The 19,958-nt window shown below is 52.1% G+C and carries 16 protein-coding genes and 1 pseudogene; 10 read left to right on the top strand and 7 right to left on the bottom strand.

The annotated features are described in order from the left end of the window. Nucleotides 1-102: 102 nt before the first annotated feature. Genes KP702_RS13465 through KP702_RS13505 form a run of 9 tightly spaced genes read left to right on the top strand, consistent with a single transcriptional unit; the run spans nucleotide 103 to nucleotide 11,259 of the window. Complete coding sequence (locus KP702_RS13465) at nucleotides 103-2,490, top strand: TonB-dependent receptor (protein WP_064275433.1); 2,388 nt, start codon at nucleotides 103-105, stop codon at nucleotides 2,488-2,490. A 4-nt stretch (nucleotides 2,491-2,494) separates the two neighbouring features. After that, a complete protein-coding gene (locus KP702_RS13470; RefSeq protein ID WP_023942176.1) occupies nucleotides 2,495-3,481 on the top strand; it encodes a LysR family transcriptional regulator in 987 nt (328 codons plus the stop codon). After that, nucleotides 3,465-4,952 (top strand): NAD(P)-binding domain-containing protein, encoded by a 1,488-nt coding sequence (locus tag KP702_RS13475; protein WP_064275432.1) that lies wholly within the window; start codon nucleotides 3,465-3,467, stop codon nucleotides 4,950-4,952. The genes KP702_RS13470 and KP702_RS13475 overlap by 17 nt, the downstream gene beginning before the upstream one ends. After that, a complete protein-coding gene (locus tag KP702_RS13480; protein ID WP_064275431.1) occupies nucleotides 4,949-5,953 on the top strand; it encodes a membrane dipeptidase in 1,005 nt (334 codons plus the stop codon). Before KP702_RS13475 ends, KP702_RS13480 begins: the two co-directional genes overlap by 4 nt. 8 nt (nucleotides 5,954-5,961) lie before the next feature. After that, nucleotides 5,962-7,023 (top strand): extracellular solute-binding protein, encoded by a 1,062-nt coding sequence (locus tag KP702_RS13485; protein ID WP_252348735.1) that lies wholly within the window; start codon nucleotides 5,962-5,964, stop codon nucleotides 7,021-7,023. Then, complete coding sequence (locus KP702_RS16590; protein ID WP_015075083.1) at nucleotides 7,016-8,122, top strand: ABC transporter ATP-binding protein; 1,107 nt, start codon at nucleotides 7,016-7,018, stop codon at nucleotides 8,120-8,122. The genes KP702_RS13485 and KP702_RS16590 overlap by 8 nt, the downstream gene beginning before the upstream one ends. Next, nucleotides 8,119-8,970, top strand: coding sequence for an ABC transporter permease (locus tag KP702_RS13495; RefSeq protein ID WP_064275429.1), 852 nt, complete (start codon nucleotides 8,119-8,121; stop codon nucleotides 8,968-8,970). The genes KP702_RS16590 and KP702_RS13495 overlap by 4 nt, the downstream gene beginning before the upstream one ends. After that, a complete protein-coding gene (locus KP702_RS13500; RefSeq protein ID WP_198150537.1) occupies nucleotides 8,967-9,764 on the top strand; it encodes an ABC transporter permease in 798 nt (265 codons plus the stop codon). The genes KP702_RS13495 and KP702_RS13500 overlap by 4 nt, the downstream gene beginning before the upstream one ends. Before the next feature lie 19 nt (nucleotides 9,765-9,783). Continuing rightward, nucleotides 9,784-11,259 (top strand): carboxylesterase/lipase family protein, encoded by a 1,476-nt coding sequence (locus tag KP702_RS13505; protein ID WP_232309271.1) that lies wholly within the window; start codon nucleotides 9,784-9,786, stop codon nucleotides 11,257-11,259. Nucleotides 11,260-11,885: 626 nt separating this feature from the next. Here KP702_RS13505 and KP702_RS13510 read toward each other — a convergent pair. The 3 genes and pseudogenes from KP702_RS13510 to KP702_RS13520 all read right to left on the bottom strand — a co-directional run bounded on the left by KP702_RS13510 (nucleotide 11,886) and on the right by KP702_RS13520 (nucleotide 14,654). Beyond that, nucleotides 11,886-12,650, bottom strand: a pseudogene (locus KP702_RS13510) (IS5 family transposase). A gap of 164 nt (nucleotides 12,651-12,814) precedes the next feature. Then, nucleotides 12,815-13,219 (bottom strand): VOC family protein, encoded by a 405-nt coding sequence (locus KP702_RS13515; protein WP_064275426.1) that lies wholly within the window; start codon nucleotides 13,217-13,219, stop codon nucleotides 12,815-12,817. 322 nt (nucleotides 13,220-13,541) lie between these two features. Next, the gene (locus tag KP702_RS13520) at nucleotides 13,542-14,654 is read right to left on the bottom strand and encodes an S-(hydroxymethyl)glutathione dehydrogenase/class III alcohol dehydrogenase (RefSeq protein WP_215769168.1); all 1,113 of its coding nucleotides are present in this window, start codon (nucleotides 14,652-14,654) and stop codon (nucleotides 13,542-13,544) included. Nucleotides 14,655-15,191: 537 nt separating this feature from the next. Between KP702_RS13520 and KP702_RS13525 the strand changes: the two genes are divergently transcribed. Beyond that, complete coding sequence (locus KP702_RS13525; RefSeq protein ID WP_252348736.1) at nucleotides 15,192-16,130, top strand: LysR family transcriptional regulator; 939 nt, start codon at nucleotides 15,192-15,194, stop codon at nucleotides 16,128-16,130. Between the two features lie 132 nt (nucleotides 16,131-16,262). On the opposite strand, the gene KP702_RS13530 is transcribed toward KP702_RS13525, so the two are convergent. From KP702_RS13530 to KP702_RS13545, 4 genes are read right to left on the bottom strand one after another with little or no spacing between them, the layout of a single operon-like run. Next, nucleotides 16,263-17,087, bottom strand: coding sequence for a hypothetical protein (locus KP702_RS13530; RefSeq protein ID WP_215769169.1), 825 nt, complete (start codon nucleotides 17,085-17,087; stop codon nucleotides 16,263-16,265). Nucleotides 17,088-17,100: 13 nt separating this feature from the next. After that, nucleotides 17,101-18,426, bottom strand: a complete 1,326-nt coding sequence (locus KP702_RS13535) for a lipopolysaccharide biosynthesis protein (protein WP_211569604.1) — start codon at nucleotides 18,424-18,426, stop codon at nucleotides 17,101-17,103. Continuing rightward, the gene (locus tag KP702_RS13540) at nucleotides 18,423-19,223 is read right to left on the bottom strand and encodes a hypothetical protein (protein WP_215769170.1); all 801 of its coding nucleotides are present in this window, start codon (nucleotides 19,221-19,223) and stop codon (nucleotides 18,423-18,425) included. The genes KP702_RS13535 and KP702_RS13540 overlap by 4 nt, the downstream gene beginning before the upstream one ends. After that, entirely contained in the window at nucleotides 19,220-19,957 is a 738-nt protein-coding gene (locus KP702_RS13545) for a nucleoside triphosphate hydrolase (RefSeq protein WP_215769171.1), read from the bottom strand. The genes KP702_RS13540 and KP702_RS13545 overlap by 4 nt, the downstream gene beginning before the upstream one ends. Nucleotide 19,958 lies beyond the last annotated feature (1 nt).

A 19,958-nucleotide genomic window follows, 5' to 3' on the forward strand; every position in this document is an offset into this window, starting at 1 on the left:
CTGAGTAGCTTATGGAAATGCACTCATTAATATAGTTATTAATGAGTGCAGCCAAAATGCGAATGGGCCTGTTTCCTCCAACCTTTTCGTCCGGATCCCGCCATGTCCGCATCTCGTGAGTTTCCAGCACTTCTGACCCTCATTCTGTTGACATTAGGGGGCACTGCTCAGGCTGCAGATGAGCAATCGTCCGATCATGACGTCATGCATAGACAGCCAATTCCTTCCCGCACACCAAAGAAGGCGGCCACAACGCATGCGCCTGCCCCGGTCAGAAAAGCGGAAGAAATTCATGTTAGAACAGAGACGCTCTCCGGAGGTGTGACCAATACTACACCCGGCGGAGGACTCATGCCGGTTCAAACGGTTCCACGCATGCAGAGCGGGGTTACGCGAGACTATATTGCGAAGCAGTCCCCAACCACGAACACACTCAATCTGCTTCAAATGTCGCCAGGCGCTGTTGTAGCTAATTCTGATCCTCTGGGTCTCGCGGACCATACAAGCATTACTGTTCGTGGTCTGGACCAGACGGAGATCGGTCTGGTGTTTGAGGGAATGCCTGCGGGCGACCCCATTTATGGAATCGCTGATACGTCCGAATGGGCAGATACGGAAAATATTGGTCGTGTCGATCTGGCGCAGGGAAGCAGCGACATTGCTGCTCCTGTCTATAATGCAGGTGGTGGCCAGATTACCGAAACGTTGCTGGATCCCAGTCACAAAGCCGGCGCACTGTTATCGCTTTCAGGCGGAACACATGCGACAAATAAGGATTTTTTGCGACTGGATAGCGGAGAAATCGGCCACTCGGGTGTCCGGGCATTCATGTCTGGTTCGTATACCCGAAACAATAACTGGCGTGGGCCTGGAACGAACCGTCGCTACCATGTCGATTCCAAAGTGGTAAAAGAATGGGGCGCAGACAATCGAGCCTCAGCAGTCTTTACCTGGAATACGATTGACGAATCCCCAACACGATATCTGTCTCTTGCCCAATGGAAGAAGTACGGAAAATCCTACAATTATTCTGGTGAATATACTCCAGGTAGCACAACCTATTACCGGCTTTATCAATATAAGCGCTCTTCAATGATGATCAGTGCTCCAAGCCACTTTACGCTTGCAAAAGGTCTGACGGCTGATATTGCGCCCTACTACCAGTGGATGAGCGGGTCGGTCCCAAGTGGAACGACCCTGACGCCTGGCAGCCTGTATCTTGGCAACCAGTCTGCGGGAACCGTCAGCTTCCCTACCCTCTATAACGGGAAAGCTGTAGCCGCCGCGATTGCTGGCTCCAACAGTTTTAATACGGGCTTCTCAGGTCATTTCACGCTGAAGACCGGCATAAATACTCTCAAGGTTGGTTACTGGTACAGCAATCTGACCAAAAACTCTCTCTACGATTACTCTCCTGTCAGTGCGGCGGGTGACATCATCAATAATAATATCCGCACTCAAAACGGCTCCATCCTGGCGACCAAGAATTTCCACATGATGCAGCAGGTCAATGGCTTCTTCATTGAGGACGGGTTGTCGCTACTGAATCATCGGCTTGATCTGACCGCAGGGTTCAAAGCTGTTCTTCTGGCACGATCCGGAACAAACAACATTCCGGGTGCGACCTATCGTTGGGGAACAAATAGCGCAGTTCCGCTGCCTCGTTTCGAGGCCAGCTATAAGATTGACAAAAACAATCAGATTTTCATCGACGCGGTAACCAATTTCCACGCGCCGATGTCAGACGTACCGTATTATGACGCTTTCAGTGTCTCGACGGGAAAGATCTCGACGGCTGGAAAAACTGACCTCAAGAATGAGTACTCCATTTCCGAAGAAATTGGGTACCGTCATACTGGTCTTATCAATGCCTCTATTGGCTTCTTCAACTACAATTTCACAAATCGGCAGATTTCGACATCCGTTTATGTTGATGGTGCACTGACGACAAACCTCATCAATGCAGGCGGTCAGACGACGCGCGGAGCGCAGGTCGAGATTTCCCTTCGTCCCTGGCATCATTTGAGCCCATACGTTTCGGGACAGTATCTCCATGCGACGATCGACAACAATCTTGCTGTTGGAAACGATCTTCTCCCAACCAAAGGGAAGAGTGCAGTCCTGACACCGAAATTTTCGGCATCTGCAGGCATATCTTATGATGACGGTCAGTTTTTTGGGAATGTATTCTTCAATTACGTTGATTCACAATACTCAACGTTCATGAATGATGAGAGCATCCCTGCCTACAAAACTGCCAATATGACGTTAGGGTACCGCATGAAGACTTACCACTTCATCCACCGCCCGACGATCCAGTTGAATCTTGTTAACCTCGGTGACAGCAACTACCTGTCCAGCGCCTATACGGTTCGGACGAATGCCAAGACCACAAAAGGTATATATGGAACGTCCGTCGCAGGCACTGCACCCAGCTATTATCTCGGGGGAGGATTTGCGGCGGTAACATCGATCACCCTCGGATTTTGAAACCATGATTACAGGACGTCAGATCGAAGCCTTTCATGCTGTCTTTTCGATCGGCAGCATGACAGGCGCAGCACGTCATCTCGGGCGCACGCAGTCTGCTGTCAGCCGTCTCATTATGGAACTGGAAAAAGCACTCTGCTTTACCCTTTTCGAGCGGAACGGGACGCGGCTGCATGCTACGCAGGAAGCACGCCTCCTTTATGATGAGGTCAAGCGCTCCTTCATCGGACTGAAGAATATTGAGGAGAAAGCCAGACAGATCGCTGCAGGTGGAAACCATCGCCGGATTACATGCGGCGCCACATCTGCACTCTCTGGCGGCCTTGTTCCCCGAGCGATCTCCGGTCTGATGCAATGCAGTTCAGATATTTCCATGTCCTTCAAAGGCATGCCAGCCGATGATGTCGTCCGCTCCGTGACGGATGGGAGTGTTGATGTTGGTCTGGCGACCCTGCCCATCGACGATACCAATCTGCACATTCACTGGATTGGAGAAGCATCCTGTGTTGCCGTTCTGCATGAGGATCACCCTCTTGCCCAATCCGACAGCCTTTCTCTTCGTCAACTGCATACTCAACAGGTTCTGACCGTGGGCAATCCCTTCCGGCTGCGACGCACGATCGACGCAGCTCTTCAGGCATCCGGAAACAGCTCTTTCACTAGGATAGAAACCAATACATCCCTGAATGCTGTCATGAGTGCCCGTGAGGAACTGGGAGTGGCCATTGTAGAGCCTGTAACAGCCTACGGCATTCCCATTGGCGGTACGGTCGTGCGGCCTATTGTGGAACATATTCCTTGGGCGTGGAGTGTGTTGACACCGGCGTTTTCGGCAGCTGATAGCGGCATTCTTCGCTTCATCGAACAGATCGAAATTACAGCGCGTGCCCTTTTGCCAGATTTTATCCGGCACCCACCCGAAGCGCTCGAAAAACTTCACACACGCCTTTTTCAGACCGAGCCAGGAGCACCAGATGCCAAAAGGAATTGAGGCCACCACAACGGGGACAGCGCTCGATCTTCAGGACCTTGAAGCCCGTATTCACCGCGATCTGGATTATCTGAACCTCCCGGCAAAACCATGGGTTCTTCCACTCCATGACGCGCCTGAACCAACATATGACGTGGTGGTGGTCGGCGCAGGCATGATCGGGCTCGCAGCGACTGCGGCTCTGCGGCTTCGGGGCATCAGTTCAGTCATCTGCCTTGATCGCGCTCCTGAAGGCGCAGAAGGCCCATGGGTCACCTACGGTCGCATGGTTACACTCCGTACAGCGAAATCTGCCTGCGGCCCGGCTTTGGGCATTCCCAGCCTGACGTTTCGCGCCTGGTTTGAAGCGCAGTTCGGTAACGCTGCGTGGGAACGGTTAAACAAGATCCCACGTGCACAATGGATGGATTACCTCATCTGGTATCGACGCGTTCTGGACCTGCCAGTTCGTAACGGAATGGACGTCACAGATATTACTCCGCAGGACGATGGGCTCATCAGGGTTACAGTGCGAGGAGAAAGCACTCCGGTTTTGGCCCGACGCGTTATACTTGCAACGGGAATAGACGGGCTGGGTGCACCATCCCTTCCTGCTGTTACTAATGGGATCTCTCCCCGGTTCTGCGCCCATTCTGCCGACATGATTGATTTTACAGCGCTTGCTGGAAAGCGTGTGGGGGTCGTGGGAGCGGGTGCCTCTGCAATGGACAATGCTGCGAGCGCTCTGGAGGCTGGCGCTGCTGGTGTTGACCTCTTCGTCCGCCGCGAAGCTCTCCCAAGTGTGGATAAGTTCACCGGGATCAGCAGCGATGGGCTGGTCATGGGATATGTTGGCCTGCCAGACGCAGTAAAATGGGAAATGATGCGCCTTGGGCTTGACGCCCCGGTCCCTCCCCCACGCGACAGTACACGCCGGGTTTTCAGGCACAAAAATGCAAGACTGCATGTGAATGCCCCCCTGCTCTCTGTCGAAGAAACAGCATCTGCGTTAACCGTCACAACGCCTCATGGTGAAACGGAGCTGGATTTTCTGATTTTTGCGACCGGTTTTTCCTGTGACGTCACATCTCGACCAGAACTTTCCTCATTTGCGTCCAAGATCAGCCTCTGGGATGATCATTACACGCCTCCCGCCCGAGAAGAGAGTAAGTCCCTCGGCCAGTCTCCGTATCTGGCACCCGATTTTTCGTTCGTCGCACGCGAAGACCGCGACAAAGAGCCGTTATCCCGGATTTATTGCCTGTGCTTTGCCTCTGTGTTGAGCCATGGCAAGCTCACGAGCGGCGCACCTGCAATGGATGAGGCTGTTCAAAGGCTGGTCCATGGGGTCGCAGCGTCTTTCCTGCGTGAAAACAGCCGGGACTGGCTGAATATTTTCCGTGAGTTCGACCGACCAGAACTCCTTGGGGATGAATGGCACCCCGAACAGATCGTCAACGGCACATCCACAAAGGTGAAGAGTAACGCATGACCGAGGATTCCTTCCAGCTGCACCAGCGCAGCATCGTGATTGATGGCCTTCAGACCTGTGCCTGGAGCCGCGAAATCTTTGAACAGATGCGTGCCGGCGGCCTGACCGTTGTCAATGCTGCGTCCCTGCTGTGGGAGAACTTCAGTGAGGGCATGGCGTATGTCCGAACCTGGGAGCGGCACTTTGCTGAAAATGCGGATCTGATCATGCCAATCCGCTCCGTCGCGGATATCGAGACCGCCAAACGTACCAATCGCACGGGAATCAGCATCGGCTGGCAGAACACGTCCCCATTGGAAGACCGTCTGGATTATGTACAGCTTTTCAAGCTGCTGGGCGTCAATACCATGCAGTTGACCTACAACACCCAGAACTATTCAGGGGCTGGCTATCTTGAAGAGCGTGACAGTGGCCTGACAGGCTTCGGACGCGAGGTTCTCCATGAAATGAACCGTCATGGCGTGCTGTGCGATCTGAGTCATGTAGGCGACCTGACGTCCGCCGACGTGATTGAGCACTCCCGACGCCCGGTCTGTATTTCACATGTGCTGCCACGCGCGCTTCGGGATGTGAAACGCAACAAGCCAGATTATCTGTTCCGAGCCTGCGCCGAAAAAGGCGGCATCGTGGGTGTCAGCCTGTTCTCTCCCGGATTACGTGCGGGGAATGACGCGACAATCGATGATTATCTGGATGCCATGACCCATGTCCTGAACATCGTGGGTGAAGACCACATTGCGATGGGTACCGATTTCAGTACAGGACATCCCCGTCCTGGCCCTTGGCTGCTCTGGGCGAACCGGGACAAGGGATATGGGCGTCAGCTGACAGAATTTGGCCGTACCACGATCCGCAAGCCATCGGGCTTTGCCAGCATCCCAGAAACACCCAACCTGACAGACGCCATGATGCGCCGTGGGTGGTCCACAGGGCTAATCGAGAAAATTCTCGGACAGAACTGGCTGCGCCTGTATCGCGACACATGGACACCAGAGGTCTGACGCGACTCATGCCAACCGCTCCCCACTTCACGACGCGTCGCAAGGTTCTTGGCGGTCTGGCAACACTGCCCGCATGGCGACATGCACGGGCGGCGGATGGCGATCTGGAATTGTCGGTAGCCGGCTTTCATGGGCCCTTCCAGAAAGCGTTTCAGGCCATCGTGATCAACAGTTTCGAACGCGCCATGCCGGGCGTCCGCGTGACGTACCGCCCCATCATCAATTCTGCACAGCTTCTTGCAGCGCTACGGCTGGAACGGGAAGCACCGCAGATTGATGTCGCCATTGCGGATGTATCGGTCGCTATTCTTGCCAAACAGGAAGGACTAACTTCCATTCTACGGGAGGAAGAGATCCCGACCCTGCGCGATATCCCGGACTGGGGACGCTTCGATGCCATGAATGGTGTCGCATTCTCACGGGATAATCTGTCGCTCATTTATGACAGCCGCGTTCTGACGCGTCCTCCGGAAAGCTGGCGTGAACTTGGGCGTCCCGATTTGACGGACCAGATCGCCATGCCTGTCGAGGATACGCGTGGCGTTGTACTCCTTCCCCTTCTGACGCGCATGGCCGGAGGGGACTACAGGCAGAACATCGAGCCGGGACTGACCCTCATGCGACAGTTTGCCCCCTATGTCGCAACCTGGAACGCACAGCCCGACATTTACACCCTGACGCTGGCCCAGACGATTGCCTTGGGTGTTGGATGGAACGGCCGCGGCCAGATGCTTGCACGGGACAATCCGGATACGCTGCGTGCTGTCGTTCCGTCTGAAGGCAGCGTCGCACAGATCAATACGCTCAACCTGACGGCCCCTCAGCAACGCACCAGACTGGCGCAGGCCTTCATTGAACATGCCCTTTCCCCGGACGTGCAGACAGCCTTTGCGAATGTCGCGTTTTATGGGCCTGTAAACCGTCAGGTTGTACTGTCAGACGAGACATCCGAAGCAATTTTCGGCCGACCAGAGACAACACGCCGTGAACTGCATCTGGACTGGGGTTTCGTTAGCCAGCACTACAATAGCTGGATCCGCCGTATTCAACGTGAGGTCATCAGTGGCTGAAACAGACTCAACACCAGCCTATCTCTCCGTCAGCGGCTTCACGAGGCAATTTCCGGGCGCAGAAAGGCGTTCCGTCGATGACGTCAGCTTTACGCTGAAACGCGGGCAGATGCTGACCTTACTGGGCCCTTCCGGATGCGGAAAAACCACCCTACTCCGCATGATTGCAGGCCTGACCCCGGTTGATTCAGGACAGTTGCACGTTGCGGGGCGTCAAATGACGGAAACCCCTCTTCACGCACGCAACATGGGAATGGTGTTTCAATCTTATGCCCTGTTTCCTCACCTCTCCGTCGCCCGCAATATCAGCTTTGGCCTGGATGTCCGGGGGATCAAAGGGGAAGAGAGCCGGCGGCGTGTGGTGGAACTGGTCTCTCTCCTGCACCTGACCGGGCTGGAGAACAGGCGCATCACTGAACTCTCCGGCGGACAACGGCAACGAGTGGCACTGGCGCGGGCGCTTGCCATCGAGCCTGACATTCTCATGCTGGATGAGCCGCTGGCCAATCTTGATATCCGGTTGCGCGATACGGTGCGCACGGAAATTCGTGCGCTCCAGAAACGCCTTGGGATCACCGCCATCTTTGTGACGCATGATCAGGACGAAGCTCTGTCCATTGCGGATCAGGTTGCCGTCATGTCGGAAGGACGCCTCCAGCAGTTTGGCACACCCGCAGATCTGTATACTCGTCCCGCAAACCGGTTCGTGGCGTCCTTCGTGGGACGCAGCAACTTCATCGAGGCTGTGTGGGTCGATAGCAAACGTATCCATGCGGAAGGCATCGGCACACTTTTCATTGGCTTTTCCGAAGGCTGGAAAGGCCGCAGAACCCTCTTGATCCGTCCCCATCGCATCAGACTGGGCAACAGTCTCGAAACATGCTGCCAGGGTGTGATCGAAAACGTTGTTTACACGGGTGAGCGCCGAACTTATCTGGTCCGTGTCGGGTATGTAACACTCACCGTTGAACAGCAGGAAGATCAGGGCCAACCAGCCCAGATGGGAGACATGGTTGACCTGCACTGGCAGGCCAGCGACATGTCAGTCCTTCAAGAGCCGATCTCCGACACCCTCACTTCAGGCCATCCGAGTTCATGAGGGTGTCTGTCAGAAAACAGCCGTCCTGGCTGCAGGTCCTGCTCATCCTTCCGGGTGTTGCGGCCCTTGTCGTGACATTCGTCTTCCCGCTCCTCTGGCTGGCTAGGACGTCTCTCCAACCTACGACCGGACATATACTCTCCCTCCACGCCTATGTCCGGCTTTTCGAGGACAGTTTTTACTGGTGGGTCATCGGACGCACGATTTTCATTGGACTGCTCTGTGTTGTCATTACGGTCCCAATGGCTTTTCCCGTCGCGCTTTTCCTTGCCCGGTCGCAAAGCCGCTGGCGAGGCACCCTGACAGCGCTAGCCATTGCTCCTCTCCTGACATCCACAGTCATCCGGACCTACGGCTGGATGGTCATCCTCGGTCGACATGGCCTCATTAACACCACCCTCGTGTGGGCTGGCATTCTGGCGCAGCCCACACGATTAGATAACGGCCCCTTTGCCACGGTTGTCGCGCTGGTGGAGATTCTGCTGCCCTATGGCATTATTTCCATCCTCAGCCACCTGAGCCGGCTGGATGCCGAGCTTGAACAGGCGGCTTCCCTCCTCGGGGCACGTCGCCTTCAGGTTTTTTGGCGTGTCTTGCTGCCTCTCTCCCTGCCAGGGTTGATGACAGCCTCGCTCCTTGTCTTCGTTCTTGCAATCAGTTCACTCGTGACACCTCAGTTGATGGGTGGAGGGCGCGTGTTTGTCTTGGCAACAGAAATCTTCAACCAGACGACCATAGCTCTGGACTGGCCATTTGCCGGTGCCCTGTCCATTACCCTCCTGGCCTTTTTCGGAATATTCGTGGCGCTCTATCAGAGAATTCTTCAGCGCGTGGAGAGCCAGTCATGAAACATGACCGAACCGTCAGGATAGCGTGGCATCTTCTGATTGGCCTGATTTACCTGTTCTTGCTCGCACCATTGATTATCGTACTGATCGTGTCCTTCGATACACGTCCCTATCTCAGCTTTCCGCCCGCGAGCTTTTCTCTGATTTCATATGTCAGGGTATTGTATAACCCCCTTTTTCTTCAGGCTGGAAAAACCAGTCTGTTAATCGGAGGATGCTCTGCGGGCCTCTCCCTGGTTGTGGGGGCGAGCGCTGCTTTTGCTCTGGTGAGAGGCCACTTCCCGGGACGGAAAAGCCTGCAGTGGTTCTTTCTTTCTCCAATGCTGATGCCCCATATTGTGCTGGCAGTGGGGCTTATGATGACCCTGCAACCGCTTGGCCTTCTGGACACGCTAACGGGGTTGATTCTGGCCCATATCAGTATCACGCTACCCTATACGACACGTATTGTGTCCTCGGGGATTGCACAACTGGACCGAACACTGGAAGAAGCTGCTCGCATTCACGGCGCGTCACCCTGGCAGAGTTTCCGTCGTGTCATTCTACCCGCACTCAGGCCGTACCTCATCACCGGATTTCTGATCGCATTCCTGTTTTCCTTCGACGAAGCCGTTATCGCCCTGTTCATTGCAGGCCATAGAGCCGTTACGCTGCCACTCGCCATCTACCAGTACATCCAGTTCCGGACGGACCCGCAGGTCGCGTCGCTCTCGGTCCTCGTGGTGCTTCTCAGTCTGCTACCTATCATCATCGTTGAACGTCTGATCAATCTTCGTCGCGCCGTCGGCGGGTAAAGCAGTGAAGGAACCTCTCATGACGCAGATCATGACCGAAAGTGGTGCAGTAGAAGGCTTCACGGAAAACGGAATTCTGACATTCCTGAGTGTTCCCTATGCCGCCCCCATCGTTCCTGGAAATCGCTTCGCAGCACCTCAGGACATTACGCCTTGGACCGGTGTGAGATCCGCTCACCGCCTTGGTGCCGTCTGCCCACAGATCCCAACCTATGGCCCTGTCGGAAAAGGTGCGACATCCATACTGGATTCCGGTGAAGATTTTCTAACTCTCAATATCCGAAGTCCCGGCCAAGAGGGAAAAGCGCCCGTTCTTGTCTGGCTACACGGAGGCGGATACGCCGTAGGATCAGGAAACGAACCACTCCTCCAGACAGGTGCCTTCGCAGCTAGCGGAATTGTTGAAGTAGCTCTCAATTACAGGTTGGGAGCACTGGGATTTTTAAGTCTGGATGGCGCACCCGAAAACCGCGGGCTACTTGATATCATCAAGGCTTTGGAGTGGGTTCAAAAGCACATCGCTCTCTTTGGAGGAGACCCCGAACGCGTCACTCTGGCCGGGCGATCTGCGGGTGGATTTGCCGTTTCCACTCTTATGGCCATGCCTGCGGCAAAAGGATTGTTTTCACGAACCATGATCCAGTCTGGTGCTACCCCTGCGGTACTACCATACAAAGACGCACGCCTGACGACACAACGCTTTCTCAAACGTCTCGGCCAGCCATCACTTCAAATCCTCGAAGAAATACCTATTCATCAGCTTCTCGCTGCTCAACAAGATATCTGCAACCAATCCTACGAACAGCATGACTTCACTCGAGACGGTCGCGTGACAATTGTAGGAATTCCCTTTCAACCCGTCATTGACGCCGCGTCCTTACCTCTTGATCCAGAAACAGCAGCTACCCAAGGGCTGGTAACGCAGGTTCCAGTTATGATCGGCACGACATCAGCCGAATATCTGTCCCATTCGAGCGTACACTCTCATCTTACATTTGCAGATACTACGCGCTTACTGGACCCAAGAGTACAGCCTCTCGGCCTGAGTGGGACCGATATTGTGAACCGCTATCGGGATGCCCTACCCCACCATGACCCTCTGGGAATATGGCGTGCGGTCGCAGGGGATCTGGTCTTTCAAAATCCGACGACCCGCTACGCCCTTGCACTGAGCAAATTTCAGCCCGTCCACAAATATCTTTTCGGAGGCATCGACCCTAATGAAACCGGTGCCGCCCATGGTGACGAACTGGCAAACGTATGGTGGCGAGAAAGTTATGATAGAACGACCTTACCGGCGCGATATCAAGCTGTTGATCAAGAGTTTTCTCGTATCGTACACAGTCTTTGGTGCGATTTCATTTCTCAGACGGAGAAGTTCGATAAAAAATGGGATCGATTTTCAGAAAACAATAAAGCTATCCTATCAATTACTCAGAAAAGACAGTCGATCGAAATAGATCCATTTTTTCCAAGATGCGGTCTATGGGACTGATACCTACTGGCGATGAAGCACAGGAATCATAATCAGAATATGATAGTTGCGGAGAAGCCGATAGCTGAGAAGAAGATTCAGGGTATTTATCGTAGCATGCTGCAATCCATCGCCAATGCTTGGGCACTCCAAATATAATCTCAACGCGACAGCGGAATTTATATTTTTCATATCCAATTTGAAGGGCCTTCCGCGAGATTTCGCCCTCCGACACACGGCTTGATACCTTCCTCTTTCAAGGCGTCAATCGTCAGCGACGGCTTTACCGTAACTCTTTGAGTAGATGGCCACTGTCGGCTTATCTATTCCTCTGTCAGCCCAAAAAAGTCACTCATTTCCAGTCTATTCACAGACCCTGAAATAGATTTTCCTAGTTAAAATCCCCGATCCTGAATCTATCCTGTATTTTTTCTTCCGCAGATTATACGGACGCCACATACCAAGTAGACAAACCTCCTTTGCCAACGTGGAGGGATCGAAGAACCCTTTATTGGTGCGCTTGGTCCGTAATTTCTGGCTTTTGGCGCTTTGATTAACAGTTCTTTGGGTCGCTTTCGATCTGAGCTTTGAGCCGATGGGGGCTGTCACCCGCCGGAGGACTAGGCACTCGCGCTTAGGCTCAGGACTCATTCTTTGAGGTAGAAGATGAAGCTTGCTGCGATGTGGATAGCGGACATGAAAGTGTGTGCGCAGCGGTCATATCGTGTTGCCACCCGCCGCCAGTCTTTGAGCTTTGCGAACATGTTTTCGATGAGGTGGCGCTTTTTATACAGATGCCAGTTGTAAGGCGGCTTTGATTTCCGGTTCTTCTTTGGAGGAATACAGGGGGGTTATATTCCGTTCTGCAAGCGATAATCTGATCCGGTTGCTGTCATAGCCTCTGTCGCCGATGACTTCTTCTGTCTCGTCGGGGAGATCTGCCAGAAGCACGTCTGCGTCTCTGAAGTCACTGACCTGACCCGCTGTCAGATGAAGGCGGACAGGCCGGCCCTGACCATCGCACACGGCATGGAGTTTTGAATTCAGACCGCCTTTTGTCCGTCCGATATGACGGGGAAAAGCCCCTTTTTGAGCAAGGACGCCGATGTCCGGTGCGCCTTGAGATGTGTTGCATCGATCATTAGACGCTTCGACCGTCCTGATTGCTCAACCAGGGCAGTGAAAATCCGGTCAAAGACACCCAGGCGGCTCCAGCGGATAAAGCGATTGTATAAAGTCTTGTGCGGACCATACGCTTTCGGAGCGTCTTTCCACTGAAGACCGTTGCGGATCACGTAAACGATCCCGCTCAGAACACGACGGTCATCCACACGCGGAACCCCATGTGCCAGTGGGAAAAACGGCTGGATCCGTTCCATCTGGCGCTCAGACAGCAAAAACATGTCACTCACAGGCTCAACCTCCATCGGTAAGCCTGTGAATCACAACACACAGCTCAATTCAATAAATTAATAGGTCCTGAGCCTAGTTCACTGACTTTGAGGTGCTAAGAGACGTATGATCCGTATCGTTGATGAAGCTCGGCCAATTACTCAGCCGCTCATGGCGGGCATTATTATGAGTTTTTCTGATACGCTTCTTCGGGGCGAACCGGCGTTAATGTCGTCACTTCGATGAAATAACCACCCTTCGTTCGCAAGTAGAAGGACCACGCGCCATGTGCGTTGCGTGGAGCCTGCACCTCCCAGCCATCGGCGCTTAGGCGCTCATAGAGAGCATCGACGTCCTCGCGAGACTTCTGGATGAAACCAATGTGCAAGATGTCGAATTGCCTGGGGTAATCAAAGCCTTCGAGCTTGTTATCGAAATGATTGACGATCAGAACCAGCCCATCATTATCCTGCATGATGGTCATTTTGATCCCACGTACAACGAGAGTGCGCAGGCCGAAATACTGTTCGAACATCACGCGATCAGCCTCAGTATCGTGGCTGTAGAGGTTAATATGGTTTAGCTTCATGACTGTGTCTTTCCGTTGGTGAGACGGACACGAGCCGATCGCAATCTGGACAGCAACAACCGACCACGGGCGAGGCCTATCCTCGTCGTGTCCGGCCATGGCCAAGAGCGGGTTTATTCGCTCAAGCGTGACTGTCTCTCCAGAGAGACCACAGGTTATCACCATACCTGCATCGCTGTCTTTTTAGGCAAACACGACTTTGCTGACACCAGCAGCAGCGGTCAAGCAGCTTCGCCAGTTATGTCCGTTTTGCAGACGCCCATTGGACAACAAGGATGGCAGTTTTTTCTGTACCTCATCGTCTAATTTTAATTCAACGCTCTCAGTGGAAGTGGATAACCGACCGAATAGACTTTCCTGCATGCATGAGGTCAAAAGCCTCGTTAATCTGGTTCAGATGCATGGTATGGGTAACAAAGGGAGCAAGCTCAATGTCCCCCTTCATCGCCTCTTCGACCATAGTCGGAAGTTGGGAACGACCTTTGACACCGCCGAAAGCAGAGCCTTTCCAGACACGTCCTGTGACCAGTTGAAACGGACGTGTCGAGATTTCCTGCCCCGCTCCGGCGACACCAATAACAATAGACTGTCCCCATCCACGATGCGCAGCTTCCAGGGCTGAGCGCATGACATGGACATTGCCAATACACTCGAAGGTATGATCAATACCCCAGCCACTCATTTCGATCAGAACCTCCTGAATGGGCTTATCGAAATCCTTAGGATTCAAGCAGTCCGTAGCGCCAAACTGGCGTGCTAACGCAAATTTTTCCGGATTGGTGTCAATGGCAATAATGCGTCCTGCTTTCGCCTGCCGTGCCCCTTGAACCGCAGCAAGACCAATACCACCCAGGCCGAAGATAGCAACGGAATCCCCCGGCTGAACCTTGGCTGTATTATGGACCGCACCAATTCCCGTCGTGACACCGCACCCCAAAAGGCAGACATGTTCTGGATTGGCCTCAGGATTGATTTTCGCCAACGAGACTTCAGCAACAACTGTATATTCACTGAACGTCGAACATCCCATATAATGGTACAAAGGCTGACCATTATACGAAAAACGCGTTGTACCGTCCGGCATTAAGCCTTTGCCCTGTGTTGCGCGAACAGCAATACACAGATTGGTTTTCCCGGACAAACAAAATTCACATTTTCCGCATTCCGCCGTGTAAAGCGGGATCACATGATCTCCCGGGACGACACTTGTTACACCTTCGCCAACTTCGATAACGATACCAGCCCCCTCGTGCCCTAGCACGACTGGAAAAAGCCCTTCCGGATCGTTGCCTGACAGTGTGAATGCATCTGTATGACAAACACCAGTATTCGTTATCCGAATGAGGGCCTCTCCTTTACGCGGCGGCGCGACATCAATTTCAACAATTTCAAGCGGCTTTCCTGCTTCAAAAGCGACAGCAGCACGTGATTTCATTTTTCTGTCCTCAAAGTATTCAACGGTTCGTCATTTTATTGATATCTATGGCGAAGTATTCAGGTTATATATCGGAGATTACTTTCGGCATCGATTATTTCCCCACGAAAACATTTTCTGTATCTGCTTCCTGGACTGTTGCGATTGTAAAGGCATTGATTTCATTTGCTACCGCACAGGACACTCTGTGCAAACTTTACTTTCCAACAGCATGTACGATGACCCAGACTGTCGCGCTATGACACAAGGGAATATGGTGATACTGTGGTCAGAGCAACGATATCTACTTCTTCAAGCATAACTTTATAAGACGCTTAAAGCGCACAGTTTGTAGTTCCGGATCATGACCAAATGTTCACGGCATCTCCATGGCTCAGGTCGGATCCTGCTAGACTAAGCAGCTTCAGCCTGAGATGCAGGAACCGCATCGCTTTCATTCCCGGCCCGATGTCCTCCCTCCCCTTTTGATTAACTGGCACTTATCTGTCTTAGAGACATTGCAAAAAGATAAGAGGACATTGAGAATTAAACAAACAAATGAGGTTAATGGTGGGTATCGATCATATCAATCTGGCCGGGCTTGATCTGAACCTTCTGATTGCTCTGGATGCTCTTCTGGATACGGGAAGTGTGACAAAAGCCGGAAAACTGATGGGGATAGGCCAATCTGCCATGAGCCATAATTTAGGGCGTCTTAGAACTTTATTTGGGGATGAACTGTTAACACGACATGCTGGCGGCATGCGACGGACTCCACGCGCGGAAGCACTTCGTCTGCCAGTGCGAGAAGCCCTCGGTGGGCTTCAGGCCTTGTTGGGACGTGAGACACCATTTGACCCAACCACAGCCGAACGTCTTTTCAGGATTGCAATCCCAGACAGTATCGAAATGCTTCTGATGCCTCGATTTCTGGCATTCCTTCACGAAAAGGCACCGGGAATTCGCCTGCGCCTACATAACGTCGATCCTGAATCCGTCCTCAATGCTCTTGATGAAAATAAAATTGATCTAGCGATCGGTATCGGGCCTTTTAGTGGTGCGCAAACCCATCATAAAAGCCGTCTTTTAATGCGAGACGAATATCTGGTCCTCTTCAATCCAAATATTACCAAATTACACCCCCCTCTCTCTCTCGACGATTTTCTTAAATTCCCACATCTTCTGACAAGCTTACGGCCCGGAGAAAACGGTGTAGTTGATAAGGCCCTGGCGTTCTTAGGACTGAGCCGCTCAGTTGCCCTGACAACGCCAAGATTTATGAGCGTTGCTCCTTTGCTGGTGCAGGCCCCCGTGATAGCAACTATGCACAGCCGTCCTGCGCAAATGCTGGCGAAGATCTTCAATCTCACAACCAGTCCGCCTCCTCTGGCACTTGCAGGCGTCAGGATCGACATGATCTGGCATGGATCTTATGGAGACGATCAGGCGCACTGCTGGATACGAGAGACTTTGTGGAAAATGGCTCAAATCCCTTAGAAAATATGTTTGAGCGACCTGGCCAATACGTTACGGCAGACCAGTTTTATAATAGTCCTAATGAGAGAAATTTTGGCAAAACGTAAATGATTATTTTCTATGGAAAATAGCATATCTGACTAATGCACTTTACTACCGAATTAGATGAACAATTTTATTTATTAATTTTTTGTCCAGTATAAAAATATTTTCTTTGTATGAGCCTGGTTTAGAAATATTTTTTTTTACAAGGCGATCGTGATAATCGCCCATTTCTCCGTTGATATCAGCAAGATAGAGCGAGATTTTATCGAGATAATCGCTAGAATGAAGAACCCGGAATGTATCATTGAAAGCAACACGACGGCTGATGATCTTTCTCAAATCATGAAAATCATGTGCGGTAATTTTTTCCTTTCTAACGATACTGTCGATTTTCGCGTTTTCCCTTTGATGGTAAGCAATCATATTTTTGTTGCTGTCCGGTAGAAAGCTTCGCATCTGAAATCGAACAAGTGCATAAAACGCTGGGAGCATTGTCAGGAATAAAATCGTCCCAAAAATCCTGGTTCGTGCCATTTGCCGGTTTTTAAAGGCGTCCTGCATATGCCCCATTAAACTGGTGACTAAATTGAGAGACCAAGGATACCGATGGCGCCGATCAAAATTTGCACATGCGAAGCGTAGATGTTTGAAGCGTGCGCGTACATATTTGAAATTCTGGCGCTGTTTAACAGACTCTGTACCACCTTTTAAAATGATATTGAGCACCAGAAAACGAAAGTTCTTTATATTAACCCCGTCGTTTAAGAGTTGCCAGCAAATCCTGTATCCCGAGACACTCAGGTCCTCTGGATATTGAAAATAGTTACCACCTGGATACCTGGCCCCCGGAGAAGAAATATCATCTTCCAATATATTCTGAAACAACTGATCCAGAAAGACGTGATCATAACGGGGCTTTTCGAGATTAATCATCAGAGATTTTTTCTTATACGTGAGAGTGTGACGTTGAAATCTTCTGGCGCTTCCGAAAGGCCGTGACTGCAAACGCAGCGCAGAAAAGGTGCAGGCTACAAATTCCGATAACATACGCCCATGCTGCGCCCCGCAGGCCAGAACGCGGCAACAGAAAAACGAGAAGAGTGAGATAGAGAAGAACTGATGCAATTTGAGAGAGCAGAACTCTATGAGCGCGGCCAGTCATATACAGCAGGGATTCCAAGGGGAATGCGCCCATAGAAATGATCAGTGCCGGCGCCATAATCATCATCACATCTGCTGCGCTGCGATAATGATGGCCAAATAGTCCGATCAAGGGACGTCCCCCCAACCACACGATACCTGTCAGGGCAGCTCCAATGGCTGCGGATAATCCGCCTGCTTTAAGAGCCAGACGCCAGGGATGTGTACTGCTCGGATCCAATCGCATGATTTCCGGATAGAACCCTTTCTCCAGAAAACGTGCCGGTTTGACAGCGGACTCCAGAAGGGTCGTGGCAATTTTGTAGCGCCCAGCCTGTACTGCCCCTAGAAAATTACCAACAATCAGATTTCCGACAGGTGACCAGCAGGCATCAAGAGTCGTATTGAGATTGGTCAACCAAACAAATTTCCACACACCGGGAAGTTTTTTTGGGGCTTGAAGAAGGCTTGGCCTCAACGCGTTTAACAGATCTTTTCTACGGAGTTCGCGGACGGACAAGCTCCATAAAACCAGATCTCCGATGAGATCAGCCATATACCATGTAATAAGAAAAGAGACGATCGCTCCTCCTGTCATCCAACTGGCCAGTGCCCCCAGCCCTCTTAGGGTTGGGGTGATAATCTGTTGTCTGGAGATCAGGTCAAATCGATCAAACAGTCGTAGAATTCCTGTCGGAGCGGCAGCCGTCATGGTCGGTATGAGAGTGCAATAGAATATCGCATCGAGACGATACGCTGGCTCGATACCGCAAAACTCTCCAAAGAAGATCAGAGCGACAACGCCTGCCAGCGCGCCGAGAAAACCCGAGGTAATATCAAGCGCAATGGCAAACTGGATCGCGTACTGGGCAGCTGCCCTATCTCCCAACTCAAGGGGGCGTGCCCCAAATTTCAGGATCATTTGCCAGCTTTGGAATTTTGTCAGTGCACCTACACCAATCGCAAAAGTGTGGATCAGTGTCAGCGTTCCAAACTGAGCCGGTGTTAAGGTCCGACTAGCGCAGATCAGTGCGCACAAACTGATGAGCGCCCCTAGAATTTTCGCAGTACCCAGTGATCCCGCATTTTTAAGAATGCTCCGAAACACCTGATCAGAATTTTTGAAAATCATGAGGATTGGACAGTATATCCAGTCTCTACATGCGAAAAATGACTTGCGAAAAACGGCTGTATTTCGTGCACGACCTGCGTCCAGACGGTCTGAAATGAGGCAGAGGCATCAATACTGACCATCCGGGCTCCGCCAAACCTTAACTGTTTCATGATTTCGGATTTGGTCTGCAGAAGCTCCAGATCGTGATCCGGTTTCCGCTGATGGGCAACCTGCGGCGAGACATCCAGATGGATAATCAGATCAGGGTGGTGCTCCGCCATTCGCTGGTACAGGCTTGCCTCAGATTTCCTGAGCCATGCGACAAAGAAATTACCTGGCTGCGCGGCAGATAGACCAGGCCCGTCACATGTTCCGGCAATTTCGGCTTGTGGATAGCGATCCGTCACAACAGTCAGGCCAGCACGGAGCGCATTTTGCATCTTCAGGTGATTAAAGTAACGCTTTAGCGAGAAGGCATAAACAACAAGCGCTGTCAGGGAGCCAGGGATTTTTTCTCCCTGTGTCCGTGTCGTTTTGGCTTTTTTACTGAGTTTTTTTTCCAGCATCTGACCGATGACAGGCAATTGCCCGATACGGCGTCCCAAATCTCCGGATCCAAGGCCCAGATAAACATAGGTTGTTGGACGATCCTGGGCTAGTTCGATGCTGAGGCGGGACGTTAATGTCGTTTTTCCACTGCCATCAGATCCGACAAAAGCAATCAATTTCCCACGATATCGGGGAATACGCAGAATATTTTTTGCAGGAGCCTGAAGAGAGGCCGGATGATGAGAACAATCTGTAAGGACGGTCATGACGCCGATATCCTGTGTTCAGGTGACGCTTTCCGAAGGATCGGGGCGATTGCGATTTTTGCCTGCTCAAGAATGCTTTCCAGAGGATCTACGGAATTGAGGTCCAGCACTGGTGAGCCTGGAAATATCAGGAGAGGAACATCGTTGATTTTTCGTTCCAGAGAAGCTGGACGGTGATCGGGTTTGCGGATCAGGGCTGTCGGGAGATCAACATGCAGGCGAATGACCAGATCCGGAGGATAGTCTGCCATCCAGTCATAGATCTTCTGCTCAATTCGGGTTAGCCAACGAGCCATCCAACTCCGAGGCTGACGGGCCACAAGTCCCGGCCCATCCATGGGCCCCGGAATACTGGCCTGTGGATAGCGATCTGTCACAATGGCATAGCCTCGGATACGCCAGAAACGCATTTTCAAAAAGCGAGCCAGGCGACGCATGGAGAGCGTAAAAATAACGATGGATGTGAAGGCTCCAGAGCCTTTCGCTGTCCGGACAGAAGACGACTTTCGCACAATTTTCTGATCCACCCGTTTTCCCAAAACTGGAATTCTGGCAATCCAGCGTCCCCAGTTTCCGGTCTGTTTTCCAAGATGGCAAAGGCGGGTTGGATATTGTTCAGACATCCATGCCAGCAGCGCGGAACCGACAGTCGATTTTCCGCTCCCATCTGCGCCTACGACCGCAATTAATGGAGCAGCAGGGCGCAGTGGAAACTGTCGGCTACCGAACATCATG

The sequence above is a fragment of the Gluconobacter sp. P5B12 genome, assembly GCF_018812035.1.
Classification (GTDB): Bacteria; Pseudomonadota; Alphaproteobacteria; order Acetobacterales; family Acetobacteraceae; genus Gluconobacter.